Annotated in this window: 14 protein-coding genes; 2 read left to right on the top strand and 12 right to left on the bottom strand. The window is 67.1% G+C overall.

Annotated features, from left to right (window positions below; translation table 11 throughout):
• The first annotated feature begins 3 nt into the window (after positions 1-3).
• On the top strand, positions 4-489 hold the full coding sequence (locus tag ACFOYU_RS26100; protein WP_377035793.1) for a VOC family protein: 486 nt from the start codon (positions 4-6) through the stop codon (positions 487-489).
• Here ACFOYU_RS26100 and ACFOYU_RS26105 read toward each other — a convergent pair.
• Both ACFOYU_RS26105 and ACFOYU_RS26110 read right to left on the bottom strand, forming a co-directional pair.
• Entirely contained in the window at positions 434-2,056 is a 1,623-nt protein-coding gene (locus ACFOYU_RS26105; protein ID WP_377035794.1) for a phospholipase D-like domain-containing protein, read from the bottom strand. The two genes, ACFOYU_RS26100 and ACFOYU_RS26105, sit on opposite strands and share 56 nt — an antisense overlap.
• A 27-nt stretch (positions 2,057-2,083) precedes the next feature.
• Positions 2,084-2,260, bottom strand: coding sequence for a hypothetical protein (locus tag ACFOYU_RS26110; RefSeq protein WP_226738710.1), 177 nt, complete (start codon positions 2,258-2,260; stop codon positions 2,084-2,086).
• 45 nt (positions 2,261-2,305) lie between these two features.
• Between ACFOYU_RS26110 and ACFOYU_RS26115 the strand changes: the two genes are divergently transcribed.
• Positions 2,306-2,716, top strand: a complete 411-nt coding sequence (locus ACFOYU_RS26115) for a hypothetical protein (RefSeq protein ID WP_377035795.1) — start codon at positions 2,306-2,308, stop codon at positions 2,714-2,716.
• Positions 2,717-2,805: 89 nt separating this feature from the next.
• Here ACFOYU_RS26115 and ACFOYU_RS26120 read toward each other — a convergent pair whose 3' ends face one another.
• From ACFOYU_RS26120 to rpsT, 10 genes are all read right to left on the bottom strand, one after another.
• Entirely contained in the window at positions 2,806-3,033 is a 228-nt protein-coding gene (locus ACFOYU_RS26120) for a hypothetical protein (protein WP_377035796.1), read from the bottom strand.
• 263 nt (positions 3,034-3,296) lie between these two features.
• Entirely contained in the window at positions 3,297-4,493 is a 1,197-nt protein-coding gene (locus tag ACFOYU_RS26125) for an AI-2E family transporter (RefSeq protein ID WP_377035797.1), read from the bottom strand.
• The gene (locus tag ACFOYU_RS26130) at positions 4,493-4,711 is read right to left on the bottom strand and encodes a hypothetical protein (protein WP_377035798.1); all 219 of its coding nucleotides are present in this window, start codon (positions 4,709-4,711) and stop codon (positions 4,493-4,495) included. The genes ACFOYU_RS26125 and ACFOYU_RS26130 overlap by 1 nt, the downstream gene beginning before the upstream one ends.
• A 48-nt stretch (positions 4,712-4,759) precedes the next feature.
• Positions 4,760-7,186, bottom strand: coding sequence for a DNA topoisomerase (ATP-hydrolyzing) subunit B (gene gyrB / locus ACFOYU_RS26135; RefSeq protein ID WP_377035799.1), 2,427 nt, complete (start codon positions 7,184-7,186; stop codon positions 4,760-4,762).
• Between the two features lie 158 nt (positions 7,187-7,344).
• Entirely contained in the window at positions 7,345-7,959 is a 615-nt protein-coding gene (locus ACFOYU_RS26140; protein ID WP_377035800.1) for a LysE family translocator, read from the bottom strand.
• Between the two features lie 2 nt (positions 7,960-7,961).
• Positions 7,962-8,735 carry a type II CAAX prenyl endopeptidase Rce1 family protein gene (locus ACFOYU_RS26145; RefSeq protein ID WP_377035801.1) on the bottom strand — a complete coding sequence of 258 codons (774 nt, stop codon included), beginning with the start codon at positions 8,733-8,735 and terminating at the stop codon, positions 7,962-7,964.
• Positions 8,736-8,743: 8 nt separating this feature from the next.
• Entirely contained in the window at positions 8,744-9,904 is a 1,161-nt protein-coding gene (recF, locus tag ACFOYU_RS26150) for a DNA replication/repair protein RecF (protein ID WP_377035802.1), read from the bottom strand.
• A gap of 214 nt (positions 9,905-10,118) precedes the next feature.
• Positions 10,119-11,237 (bottom strand): DNA polymerase III subunit beta, encoded by a 1,119-nt coding sequence (dnaN, locus tag ACFOYU_RS26155; RefSeq protein ID WP_377035803.1) that lies wholly within the window; start codon positions 11,235-11,237, stop codon positions 10,119-10,121.
• A gap of 158 nt (positions 11,238-11,395) precedes the next feature.
• A complete protein-coding gene (gene dnaA / locus ACFOYU_RS26160; protein WP_377035804.1) occupies positions 11,396-12,898 on the bottom strand; it encodes a chromosomal replication initiator protein DnaA in 1,503 nt (500 codons plus the stop codon).
• A gap of 779 nt (positions 12,899-13,677) precedes the next feature.
• Entirely contained in the window at positions 13,678-13,944 is a 267-nt protein-coding gene (gene rpsT, locus ACFOYU_RS26165; RefSeq protein WP_226738732.1) for a 30S ribosomal protein S20, read from the bottom strand.
• Positions 13,945-14,005 lie beyond the last annotated feature (61 nt).

Below are 14,005 nucleotides of genomic sequence, written 5' to 3' on the forward strand. Positions count from 1 at the left end.
GCCATGTCCAGGATCGCCCCTTGCCTGTGGTTCGACGGAAAGGCCGAGGAGGCGGCGCGGTTCTACGTCTCGCTGCAGCCCGATTCCCGCATCGACGCCGTCACGCCCTACAGCGTCGAGCTGCCTGGCGGATCGCCGGGCGACGTGATGTCGGTGGAGTTCACCCTTGCCGGATCGTCCTATATCGCCCTGAACGGAGGGCCGGGCTTTTCGTTCACGCCCGCCCTGTCCCTGTTCGTGCACTGCGCCGATCAGGCGGAGGTGGATCGTCTCTGGGACGCCCTGCTCGACGGCGGCACGCCCCAGCAATGCGGCTGGGTGACGGATCGCTACGGCGTCTCCTGGCAGGTGGTGCCGACGGCGCTGGGCCGGATGCTGAAGGACGAGGACCCGGCCAGGGTCCGCCGGGTCATGGAAGCGATGCTGCGGATGGTCAAGCTCGATCTCGGCGCGCTCGATCAGGCCTATCGGGGTTCCGCGGCGGCCTAGCGCATCGCGCCGGGCGCGACCGCGAAGCTTCGGCGCGGCGGCGCGCGAGCGCCACCGCGGCGGCGACGCCCACAGCCGCCACCAGCCCGATGCCCAGGGCGGTGCGCAGGCTCGGCAGCGTGAGCCGCTCCCCGAATTCGGGCGCCATCCGCTCGGGCCGGTCGGGATCGAGCAGCCGGCTCTCCGCCATCGCGACCTCGGCCTCCGTCAGTTCCGGCGGCTCGAACGGGATGAGACTGCGTCCGTCGTCCCGCCTCAGCCGCTCGATGGCCCGGATCAGGGATCCGTGCTCGGTCGCCAGCGTGGCCGCGAGCCTCTCCTGCGCCACGCCGAGATGCTCCGCGATCAGCCGGTCGCGGATCGCCGTGATCACCTGCCGGACCTTGCGGTCGGCCTGGCCGGCGCCGGCCTCGACGGCGAGGTCGCACTCCGTGTCGAGGCCCATGGAGCGGTTGTTCAGGTTGGACGAGCCCACCCGCAGGAGCCGGTCGTCCACGGCCACGACCTTGGCATGGACATAGATGTCCTCGCCCCCTTTCGTGACGGGGGTGTAGATCCTGAAGCGGCCGTGGCGGTCCTGTTTTGCGAGATCGCGCACCAGGACGGCGCGGGCGGATCCCATCACCTCTTCCTCCAGCCATCCGACCGCCGATCGCGGATTGATTACGACGATCTCGGGGCCGTTCTCCTCCTGCAGGCGCTTCGCCAGCGCGTCGGCGATACGGTGCGAGGCGAAGTACTGCGTCTCGATGTAGATCGTGTGCCGCGCGGCCCGGATGGCCGCGAGATAGAGCGCCTCGATCTCCCGGATCTCCGGTTGCGCCTCGCCATAGGCCGGCTCCGTCCGGGCGATGGCGACCTCCACGTCGGTGAGGTCGGGAGACAGGTGTTCCGGCCAGCAGGGAGCGGCGGCCTTCGGCGGCGGCAGCGCTTCGCCGGTCGCCCGTCGCCAGCGCTCGCGCGCAAGCTCGCCCAGAGCCCCGGCCGCCTCGCCCGTGAGGCAGGTGGTGACGTCGTGCCACGGCTGATAGGCCCGGCCCCTGTCGATCCGGTGCGGATCGTCGTCGCGATGCGCGGGCGTGTCCCAGCGATAATCCGTCATGTCGATGCCGCCGCAGAAGGCCAGGCAGTCGTCGATCACGACGATCTTCTGGTGGTGGCAGGCGCCCATGGGATGTTCGTGGTCCAGGCGGAAATCGATGCGCTTGCCCAGGAGCCAGTCGAGCAGCTTCAGGGGAAGCGTGGCCCGGAACGGGAATTTGAGGAACGACAGATCCCAGCGGAGCACGAACACGCGCAGCCCCGGCCGCCTCTTGACCGCTTCCGCCAGGAAGGAGCCGAGTTCGTCCGGCACGCCCGGCATCGGGTTCGTCCGTTCGAGGCCGATGCTCAGGTCGAAGTCCCACCCGATGAGGAACACGGTATGCCGCGCCTGCAGGATGGCGGCTTTCGCCGCGGCGAAATAGGCCGCCGCATCGACGATCACCGCGAGGCGGTCGGCCCGCGCGAGGCGCCAGCAGGTCCTGCCCTCCTCAAGGACTCGGAGGCCGCTTTCGGAGTGGTGCATTCCAGGTTTCATGACCGGGCGGCGTCGTCAGAAGATCAGGGCGAGAATCCCGATCACCACCGCCAGACCGATGAGAAAGATGATTCCGAGAGTGCCGCCGAGTACCTTGAGCATGTCCGTTCCTCCATGGTTTTCCGCGAGGCGGCCATGCCGGGCGCAAAGCCCGCCTCGGAACGGAACGACCAGCGGAGACGAGCCCGCCAAGTCTCCATTCATGCGAATGCCAAGGTTTGAACGCACAGGCCGCGGTTGGGTTGCGGCCACGCGCACATCCGCATCGACGCCGTGGTCGCGCCTGTCCGCCGGCCCCTGCCGGCCCATCCGAAGCTTCTCGCGCCGAGAGTGGATTTCGAGCGCCTGCCCGAGGATGCCGGGTGGTGGCAGGCCGACGCCGTCGTGTGCACGCTCGGGACGACCATAAGGACGGCCGGATCGCAGGAGGCGTTCCGCAGGGTCGATCGCGATTACCCGCTCGCCGTCGCCCGCCTGTCCAGGGAGCATGGTGCAGAGACCTTCGCCCTGAACTCGGCCATCGGGGCGGATCCGTCCTCGCGCTTCTTCTACAACCGGGTGAAGGGGGAGCGGGAGCGGGACCTCGCCGGTCTCGGATTCCGGTCCCTCACCTTCGTCCGCCCGGGCCTCATCGGCGGGCAGTTCTGACAGGCGCGGCGGCGTTCTCCGAAGAAACCGGTACGCCGACCGTCCACTCGTTTTCAATTGCGGGGCAATGCTCCGCTTAATTCCATTATCTACTCGCTGCGGCGGCCCGCATCGCACATCCGGAAGGAATGCCCCTCCTGATGGTAGTGGGTTTCGTTGCCGATCAGGATCTCGGCCAGCCCGTCGATCTCCTGCACCACACGGTCGATCTGACGGTATTCCGGCCCGCCGACAGGGATGGCCGCAAGGGTCCGCGTGAGGAGGTGGCGGGTCGGCCGCAGCGACTCCAGCAGCCCGTCGGCGACCTCTCGTTTCATGATGCGGTAGGATCTTTTCGGATGGCTGTGTCGCATGGGAATCAGGCTCCTGCGTTCTGTATTTGTTCTATGCCAACGAGGCGAAATGGCAAGGCGATTGGTGGAGTTTTCACCGGATTTCACGAGGCGCCGACGGCAGGCCCGTACCGGGTGAAATGCGGGAGCAGGCGCGCCCCCGGACCACCTGTCTCGGTGCCCGCGCCTCTGCCGAGCCCGTCCCCGGGCCCAGGGTTCCGCCCGCCGGTTCCTGCTCGATTGACGACTCAGGTCTTCGCCGCCGGGTTGGCGTCCGGCTGCTCCTGGTCCGCGTCCATTTCCGATTTGGGCGGCGTGATGGAGAGGAACTCGCCCAGGGTGCTCCAGGACGGGAGGTGATCGCAGCATCTCTTGACGACCACCAGGAGCGGCACCGCGATGAGCACGCCCACAAGTCCCCAGACCCAGCCCCAGAAGGCGACCCCGATGAAGATCGCAACGGTGTTGAGCTCGAGCCGGCGCCCGAGGATCAGGGGCGTGATGATGTTCCCTTCCAGCGCCGTCAGGCTGAAATAGAGCAGCGGCGCCAGCAGCGCGTAGGAGATCGAATCGAAAGAGATCAGGGCGACCACGGCGACCAGGCTCACGCCTGCGAGCGCTCCGATGAAGGGCAGGAAATTGAGAAAGGTGGCCCCTAATCCCCAGAGATACGGCGTCGGCATGCCGATCGCCCACATCGCCAACCCGATGACGATGCCAAGGCCCATGTTGATCAGGGTGATCGTCAGCAGATAGTGCGAGATGGATGATTCGATGTCATGCACGATGCTGACAGCGGTCTTCTTGTCGTGGAAGGTTGGAAGCACGCGCACGATCTTCTCGTAGATCATGTTGCCCGAACCGAGCAGGAAGAGGACGAGGACCAGGGCAATGCCGGTAGTCGTCAGCGCGCTCCACAGCATGGACGTCGCCGACGACAGGAAACCGGCCTCCTTGACCACGACCTCCTGCACGCGCGGATCTGAGGTTGCGCCGGCAAGGTTTTCCACCGTCTGGCTCGCTTCGGAGATCGCCGCAACCGAGCCGCGCAGGCTGTTCAGCTTGTCCTCGACCTGCCGTCCGATCGAGGGCGCCCGCTGGATCCATTCCGTCACCGGAGCGCTGAGGAAATAGACGCCGGCCCCGATGATGAGTGCCAGGAGCAGCACCAGAGCGGTGCCCGACAGACCCGTGGGAATGCCTCGCCTTTCCAGCCACCGCACGACCGGGATGAGCGTCAGCGCGATGAGCAGGCCGATGATGATCGGCAGGATCAGCGGTTTAGCGAAGTAAAGGGCTCCCGTGCCGAGAACGATGGCGCAGATATGGATCGAAACGACAACCGCGCCCGTGAGCTTTGCGCCGATGGAAGGCTCATTTTCCGTGCCATCGGGCTTCACGGTCGGCCGGGGATCGGGGGCGACTGTCGAGTGCTGCATAAGCATCAGACGCTTACGGCCAGGATTGCGTTCCGCGTTCTCCGACGTTCCATTCCGTCAAGGGGCGGGTCGAAACGGCCGACGGTGGGCGTGATCGCGGGCAGCGGCTGGAATTCATGGGCCGTCTGTGCTTTCGCGAGCGCCAGGGGCAGCTCCTCGGTGGAGCCGGCTGCGTTGCCTTCGATGAAAAAAGCGACGCAGTTCAATCGACTGCGCCGCTCCATTCAGTTTCCGTTTCGCCTGACGTGCCTAACGGTTCGAGGACATCCGGATCAGACGTCCAGGTTCGCCACCGAGAGGGCGTTCTCCTGGATGAACTCGCGGCGGGGCTCCACCACGTCACCCATGAGCTTGACGAAGAGATCGTCGGCGTCGGTGGAATCCTTCACCTTCACCTGCAGGAGCGAGCGCACGTCGCGGTCGAGGGTGGTCTCCCAGAGCTGCTGGGCGGTCATCTCGCCGAGGCCTTTGTAGCGCTGGAGCTGCAAGCCCTTGCGGCCGGCGGCGAGCACCGACTGGAACAGGGTCAGCGGCCCGTCGATCGCCATCTCGTCGTTCTTGCGCACCAGCACGGCCGGCTTGGCATAGACGTCCTGCAGGGTGGCGGAACGCTCGTCGAGCTTCTTGGCCTCCTGGCTGGCGATGAGAGCCTGGTCCAGCACGGCGACCTGCTTCACGCCGCGCACCGTGCGCGAGAAGACATAGCCGCCCTCGCGAACCTCGCCGGTCCAGCCGCGCTCGATCTCTTCCGAGATCGCATCGAGACGCTGGGCGATGTAGGTTGCCGCCGCGGGGCCGCGCTCGGGGTCCTCCACCACGTCGGGACGCAGGGCTCCGGCGATGGCCGCCTGCTCCACCACCTTGCGGTCGTAGCGCGAATGCAGGCTCGACAGAACCTGGCGCACGAGGCGGGCCTCGTCGATCAGGCCTTTCAGCTGGTCGCCGTGGAATTCCAGGCCGGATTCCAGGCGAAGCACCGCGTTCTCGATGCCCGCGTCGATGAGGAAGTCCTCGAGCGCGCGCTCGTCCTTCAGGTAGATCGCCTGCTTGCCGCGGGTCGCCTTGTAGAGCGGCGGCTGCGCGATGTAGAGGTGCCCGCGCTCGATCAGCTCCGGCATCTGCCGGAAGAAGAACGTGAGCAGCAGGGTGCGGATGTGCGAGCCGTCCACGTCCGCGTCCGTCATGATGATGATGCGGTGGTAGCGCAGCTTGTCGGGGTTGAACTCCTCGCGGCCGATGCCGGTGCCGAGCGCCGTGATCAGCGTGCCGATCTCCTGGGACGACAGCATCTTGTCGAAGCGCGCGCGCTCCACGTTGAGGATCTTGCCGCGCAGGGGCAGCACGGCCTGGAAGGCGCGGTCGCGGCCCTGCTTGGCCGAGCCGCCGGCCGAGTCGCCCTCCACCAGGAGGATTTCGCACTTGGACGGATCGCGCTCCTGGCAGTCGGCGAGCTTGCCGGGCAGGGACGCCACGTCGAGGGCGCCCTTGCGGCGGGTGAGCTCGCGGGCCTTGCGGGCGGCCTCGCGGGCGGCGGCGGCCTCGACCACCTTGCCGACGAGGGTCCGGGCTTCCTGAGGATGTTCCTCGAGCCAGTTGTTGAGCGCCTCGTTGACCACGTTCTCGACAGCCGGACGCACCTCGGACGAGACGAGCTTGTCCTTGGTCTGCGACGAGAATTTGGGGTCGGGCACCTTCACGGACACGACCGCGGTCAGGCCCTCGCGGCAATCGTCGCCGGTCAGCGAAACCTTCTCCTTCTTGGTCATGCCGGAGGATTCCGCATAGCCCGTGACCTGACGGGTCAGGGCCGCGCGGAAGCCCGCGAGGTGCGTGCCGCCGTCGCGCTGCGGGATGTTGTTGGTGAAGCAGAGCACGCTCTCGTGGTAGGAGTCGTTCCACCACAGGGCGACCTCGACGCCGATGCCGTCCTTCTCGGACCGGATGACGATGGGCTGCTGGATGAGCGGGGTCTTGGCCCGGTCGAGATAGCGCACGAAGGCTTCCACGCCGCCTTCGTACATCAGCTCCTCGTGCTTGCGCTCCGCATGGCGGTTGTCGCTGAGGATGATGCGCACGCCCGAATTGAGGAACGCCAGCTCGCGCAGGCGGTGCTCCAGGGTGTCGTAATCGTACTCCACCATGGTGAAGGTTTCGGTGGAGGCCAGGAAGGTCACTTCCGTGCCCTTGCGGCCATTGGCATCGCCGACCACGGCCAGCGGGGCCACCGCGTCTCCGTGGCGGAACTCGATGAAGTGCTCCTTGCCGTTGCGGAAGATGCGCAGTTTGAGCCAGCTCGACAGGGCATTCACCACGGAGACGCCGACGCCGTGCAGGCCGCCGGAGACCTTGTAGGAATTCTGGTCGAACTTACCGCCCGCGTGCAGCTGGGTCATGATGACCTCGGCCGCCGAGATGCCCTCGCCCTTGTGGATGTCGGTGGGGATGCCGCGGCCGTTGTCGGTGACGGTCACCGATCCGTCGGCGTTGAGCGTGACGGTGACTTCGGTCGCGTGACCGGCGAGCGCCTCGTCGATGGCGTTGTCCACCACCTCGTAGACCATGTGGTGCAGGCCCGAGCCGTCATCGGTATCGCCGATATACATGCCGGGCCGCTTGCGCACCGCATCGAGGCCCTTGAGGACCTTGATCGAGTCCGCGCCGTAGGCGTCGGCATTCACGTTGATTGCGGGTTCGGCCATTTGGGATCCTTCACGGCGCGGCAGGAAAGGGGATGCGCGCCCGGTGTCTGATTCGTCAGGTAAATTATTTAGTGTCGGATGATTGAAATTTCACCCCCGCGCGCATACGCGCGCGTGGGAAAGCGTGGAAAAACAGCAGAAAAAGCCGGAATTTAGGCTCAGCGCGAGGCTATCGCAGCGGCAGCCCCGGCCATGACGGTTCCGGTGGTCCGGTTGAGGATGCGGATCGCCCTGGGACTGGTGAAGAGACGCCGCGCCCGGGCCGCGAGGCCGATATAGGCGGCGAACACCACCCCCAGCACCGTCAGGGTCGCGGCCACGAGTTCCGCATAGCCCAAAACCGTGATCCGGGTCAGGTCAAGGAGGGTGGGCAGGAGCGCCAGGTAGAACACCATGACCTTCGGGTTGCCCATGGTGACCGCGAGGCCCGCCAGGAAGAGCTTGGCCGGATGCTCGGCCTTCCGGTCGACCTCCACCTCCTGCGGGGCGGCAGGGGCCGTCCAGAGCCTGTAGGCGATGTAGAGCAGGTAGGCGGCGCCGGCCCATTTCACCACCAGGAAGACCCCGTGGAAGGTCTGCGCGAGCGCCGCCAGGCCGACGATGGCGAAGGTCAGCCAGACCACGTCGCCGACGGCGAGCCCGGCGCTGAAGGCGGCCGCGCCCTGGGTTCCCCGCCCCAGCACCCGCGCCACGATGGCGGCAATGCCCGGCCCCGGGGAGGCCGCGGCGATGAACAGGGCGGTGGCGAAGACCAGAAGGCCGGCGAGGTCCATGACTAGAGCCCCAGAAGGACAAGAAACGGCGTTGCGATCCAGAATATCACATGAGTGGCCATGTGCGCCAACATGGCGTGTTCCAGGCTGCGGGAGGCGTAGAGCCAGCCGTAGACGAGCCCGAGCAGGCCGTTGAGGCCGAGCGTCCGCAGGATCAGGACGGTGTCCGGCCGGGTCGTGCCGGCAAGGGCCGGCAGATGCCCCGCCGCGAAGAGGAGACTCGCCAGGGCGATGGCCGCCCAGACGAGCCAGAGGGGGCGCTTCCCGCGCAGGAGGCGGGTTCCGATCCAGAGAAAGAGGGTCATGAGGCCGAAGCGGGTCATGAGTTCCTCGGTGATGCCGCCGTAGAGGAGCGCCATGATCTTCCCCGCCACTGGGGCGTCGTCGAGGCGCGGAATTCCGGCGAAGGAGGCCAGATGGAGCTGGCGCAGGACCAGATCCACGGCCGCGGCCACCGTCCCGGCGAGAGCCCCGAGGAGCAGGGCCGTGAGCCAGCCTCCCGCCGCCGTTTCGGGCACGGCCTGGCCGCGGCAGCGGCGCTGGACGAGGGAAACGAGGCCCGCCCGCTCGCTCAGGCCCACCCCGACGGCCACCGCCGCCAGGAGCAGCAGGGTCGGCTGGACCAGCAGGATGGCAGCCAGAGCGGCTTCCGAGAGCGGCGGCGCCTCCGGCAGGTGCTGGATCTGCGCGATGGTGGGCCCGAGGGTGGGGACCAGGGACAGGATTCCGAGAAGCCCGAGGCCGCTCAACACGAGGAAGGGGCGGGCGAATGCCATGGCGCGGGTCATAGGGCCGTCAGGGCCTCCACATGGCCGGGGCTTACCTGGAGAATGTCCGCGCGGCCTTTCAGCTCGGCGAAGAGGCTCGGATCCGCGCCTGTCATCCAGACCTGGCCGCCCAGCGCCTCCAGGGCCGCGAACAGGCCCGCCCGGCGGCGGGGATCGAGATGGGCGGCGACCTCGTCGAGAAGCACGAAGGGCGCGATGCCGCTCATGCTGGCCACGAGCCGCGCATGGGCCAGCACCAGGCCGATGAGGAGCGCCTTCTGCTCGCCGGTGGAGGCCATGCCGGCGGGAATGTCCTTCGGGCCGTGGCGCACGAGCAGGTCCGTCGCCTGCGGCCCCACGAGGGTGCGCCCCGCCGCCCGGTCGCGGGGACGCTGGTCGCGCAGGATCGCCCGGTAACGGTCCTCCGCGTCCACAGCAGGAAGGGCCGCCACCAGGGCGTCGATCTCGCCCTCCAGGCTCAGGGTCGCGAACGGGAAGGGCGATTCCTCCTCGCGGGTTTCCTGGATCAGGGCGGCGAGCCGCCCGACCGTCTCCTGGCGCGCCGCAGCCACCGCGATGGCCAGCTCCGCCACCTCGCGCTCCAGGGCGTCGAGCCAGAGGCGGTCGTCGGGATTCTCCTCCAGCACCCGGTTGCGGGAGCGCAGCGCCCGTTCCAGTGCGTTCACCCGCGTGCCGTGCTCCGCATCGACCGCCAGGACGAGCCGGTCGAGGAAGCGGCGGCGGTCGCCGGCCGGTCCGCGAAAGAGGGCGTCGAGATCCGGCGTCAGCCAGACGATGCGCAGGTGCTCGGCAAAGGCGGCCGGCGAGGACGCCGCCATGCCGTCGATGCGGCAGATGCGGGAGGCCCGCGCCGCCTCGCCCTGAAGCTCCAGGCCGGTTCCGAGGCGGTGCTCGCCGTAAGGGGTGTCGAGGGCGACCGAGATGGCGAACGAGCCCGCTCCGCCCTGGCGCGCCATGTCGCCGAGTTCCGCCCGCCGCAGGCCGCGGCCGGGCATGAAGAGCGAGATCGCCTCGAGGATGTTGGTCTTGCCCGCCCCGTTCTCGCCCACCAGCGCCACGAGCGGGCGCGACACGGCGAGGTCCAGGCTCGCATAGGTGCGGAAATCCTGGAGGATGAGGCGGGCGATTCGCGAAGCGGCGAGGGGGGCGGAGGACATGCGCGCCCTTCATTCAGGAGCAGGCGCGAAAGATCAAGCGGATTGGTTGGCCTGAAAGCCGGCTCCGTCATTCCGGGACGCACCGGAGGTGCGGGCCCGGAATCCATGAACCCCAACGTCTTGGGACGAGGTGAAGCGTTCTTCCTGCTCTTCCGAAATCTCGGCCGCTACAGGTTCCGGGCTGCGCTTCGCGGCGCCGGAATGACGACGGGGCTCACACCCGCATCGGCATCAGCACGTAGAGGGCGGAGGCGCCCTCGCGGTCCTGGACGAGGGTGGGAGAGCCGGGATCGGCGAGCTTGAACAGGGCGGTGTCGCCGTCGAGCTGGGCCGTGATGTCGAGGAGATAGCGGGCGTTGAAGCCGATATCGATCGGCGCCGCGTCGTAATCGACCTCGATCTCCTCCGTCGCGCTGCCCGAATCCGGGTTGTTGACGGTGAGCGTCAGGCGGCCCTCGTTGAGCGCCAGCTTCACGGCGCGGCCCCGCTCCGACGAGATGGTGGAGACGCGGTCCACCGCCTTGGCGAAATCGCTGCGCTCGACCGTGAGGAGCTTGTCGTTGCCGCTGGGGATCACGCGCTGGTAGTCCGGGAAGGTGCCGTCGATGAGCTTGGAGGTCAGCACGACGCCGTCGAAGGTCAGGCGCACCTTGGCGGAGGAAAGCTCGATGGTGATGCTCTCCGAGCCGTCCTCGACCAGCTTGACGATCTCGGCCACGGCCTTGCGCGGAACGATCACGCCCGGCATGCCCTCGGAGCCCGCAGGCGCGGGCATCTCGACCCGGGCGAGGCGGTGTCCGTCCGTCGCCACCGCGCGCATCATGGTGGTGCCGCCCACATCGATGGTGTGGAGGAAGATGCCGTTGAGGTAGTAGCGCGTCTCCTCCGTCGAGATCGCGAACTGCGTCTTCTCGATCAGGCGCTTGAGGTCGGCTGCCGCGAGGGTGAAGCGGTGCGGCAGGTCGCCGGCGGCGAGATCGGGAAAATCGCTTTCGGGCAGGGCCTGCAGCATGAAGCGCGAGCGGCCCGAGCGGATCTGCATCTGGCCCGTATCGCCCGTCGTCTCCAGGGAGACCTGCGAGCCGTCCGGCAGCTTGCGGACGATGTCGTAGATCATGTAGGCCGGAACGGTGGTCGAGCCCGCATCCGTGATGTCGGCGGCGATCGTCTCGGTCACCTCGATGTCCAGGTCCGTCGCCTTCAGGCGCAGGGTCCCGTCCTCCGCGCGCAGGAGAACGTTGGACAGGATCGGAATGGTGTTGCGCCGCTCGACGACGCGATGCACATGCCCGAGCGCCTTCAGAAGGGCGGCGCGCTCAACAGTCACTCTCATAGTCCCAACACCCGTTTTCGTTGGAATTCTTGGCTCGACCGCCCGGCGCCGGATGGCCGGGCAGGAAAGCGGGGCGCAAAGATTGGCGGGTGTTGCCGGAGAAAGCAAGGCCGGGCCCCGCTTTCCTCAACAACCCCCGCGCTTTATCGTGCGGATGCCTATTCCTGCAGCATCCGCTTCAGGAGCTCGACCTCGTCGGACAGGGCGTTGTCCTCGCCCAGGGCCTTCTCGATCTTGCGCACCGCGTGGAGCACGGTGGTGTGGTCGCGCCCGCCGAAGCGGCGGCCGATCTCCGGCAGGGACCGCAGGGTGAGCACCTTGGACAGGTACATGGCGATCTGGCGCGGGCGCACCACGGCGGCGGTGCGGCGCTCCGAGAGGATGTCCGAGCGGGAGACGTTGTAGCGCGAGGCCACCAGCTTCTGGATGTCCTCGATCTTGACGCGCTTGGGCTCGCGGTTGCGCACCAGGTCCCGGATCGCGGCCTCCGCCGTTTCCAGCGTGATGGCCGAGCCCGTCAGGGTCGCGTGGGCCAGGAGCCGGTTGACGGCGCCTTCGAGGTCGCGACCGTTGGCCGTGATGGAGCGGGCCACGTAGGAGACCACGCTCGGTCCGACCTCGAAGGTCGGATGAATCTGCTTCAACGCATCGATCCGGGTGGTGAGGATCGACGCCCGCAGGGCCTCGTCCAGGGCGCCGACCTCGACCACGAGGCCGCCGGCCAGGCGCGAGCGCACCCGCTCGTCGAGGCTCTCCAGATCCGCCGGCGGGCGGTCCGCCGCGACGACGATCTGGCGGCCCGCATCGATGAGGGAGTTCAGCGTGTGGCCGAATTCCTGCTGGATCTGCTTGCCCTGGATGAACTGCACGTCGTCGATGATGAGCAGGTCGATGCCGCGCAGGCGCTCCTTGAAAGCCAGGGACGTCTGCGCCTTCAGGGAGGCGACGAAGCCGTACATGAAGCGGTCGGCGGTGAGATAGATCACGCGCCGCCCCTGGGAGCGCACCGCATGGCCGATGGCATGAAGGAGGTGCGTCTTGCCGAGGCCCACGCCCGCATGGAGGTAGAGCGGGTTGTAGATCACCTGCCCGTTCTGGGACTGGGCGACCCGGTCCGCCGCCGCATGGGCGAGGGCGTTCGAGCGGCCGATGATGAAGCTTTCGAAGGTCAGGCGGGGATCGAGCGGCGCGCCGCCGAGATCGGAGGCCTCGCCGCGCGGCTCGGGCGCCGGCATGGAGACGGGCTTGGCGTCGCTTTCCGTGCTCGTGCCCACGATGGTCGCAGCCGGGGTCGCGCGCGGCGCCTCGCTGGCCCGGCGCGCCGGCGGGGTCTCGCCCCGGCCCAGGGTGTTGCGGACGCCGATGACGATGCGCTCCACATCGGGAGCCTCGGACCGGTACACGGCCAGCACCCGGTCAGAATAGTGGGATTCGATCCAGCTCTTCAGGAAGCGGGTCGGAACGGTGAGATAGGCGCAGCCCTCCACGACCGCGTCCACCTCCAGCCGGCCGAACCAGCTGGCGAAGATGTCCTCGCCCAGCTCGGCCCTGAGCCGGCGCTTGACCCTTGCCCATACGTCCGATGCCGTTTGCTCCGCCGAGGGTTCGACACCGCTCTCGCTCGAAGCGGAAAAGGTGCGGTGATCTTCACTGCGCTGCATCAATATCCCCTCCACGAGGTCCCGCTCGAAAAAGGTCGAGACCCCAACGCCACTGCCTGTTTTGAACCCCATAGGCACAAGTGACCCACAGGAAGCCAAAACCTGGCGCCCCCAGTTGTACTAAAGATTTTTGGTTTACCTTTAAGACGAGACAGCCAAACCTGGCTATCTTCTCGGCCCCCTCTCAAGTCTTTCCAAGTGAACCCTGGGCGAGGAACAGACTTTCTCTTGCTTTATAGACGCGTGAAGCAACGCCCCGTCCTCGTGTGTGAGCTCTATACATCGGCACTTGAGTGGATGACTTCGCGGCGGACCGTCGAAGTGGATTGACCTTACACAGGGGGTAGGGGGGGTGCAACACGGACGAACAGGCGGCCCGAGCCCCGGATGCCCCTAAAGGCTCCACAGGGCCGTCCACAGCTTTTCACCGACAGCCATAAAGTCCTGACTCTTCAACCGATTCACTGTTCCATCACAGCTTGTCCGCAAGCCGGCAAAAAGAGTTTTCGCGCAACGTTGATTCACGTTCGATTCGGCCCGAGTCGGGGTGGATAAGGATGCTTCACGAAGCTTTGCCTGCTAAGATATTGGTTAAGCTTCGTTTTTCCTGCGCAGTTTCGATCTTGAGCCGTCCGCGCTTCACCCCGCGTCCGGGGATAAGAGTCAAGGGCTTATGTGGATAAAACGGGAATTCATTAGCCGGGTCGGAATCATGAAAAAACCCGGCCTTTCGGCCGGGTCTCATCCGTCTTGATTAGGAGCAGCGGAAGGGCTGCTTCTCAGGCGCTCAGCGTCTTGATGCGGTGGGCCAGACGCGACACCTTCCGCGAGGCGGTGTTGGCGTGCAGGATGCCCTTCTGAGCGGCGCGCATCATCTCGGGCTCGGCGGCGCGCAGGGCGGCGACGGCCTCGGTCTGGTTGCCGGAGGCGATCGCCTCCTCGACCTTGCGGATGAAGGTCCGCATCCGGCTGCGGCGCGAGCGGTTGATCGCGGTGCGCTTCGCGATCTTGCGGGTCATCTTCTTGGCCGACACGGTGTTGGCCATGGCCTAACCTCGTTCTCTGATATCCGATGCGACGAGCCTGGCTTAGAGGAGCTCCGCGGCG

Origin of the sequence: Microvirga sp. GCM10011540 (assembly GCF_042650665.1) — a bacterium.
In the GTDB taxonomy this organism is placed as follows: Bacteria; Pseudomonadota; Alphaproteobacteria; order Rhizobiales; family Beijerinckiaceae; genus Microvirga; species Microvirga lenta.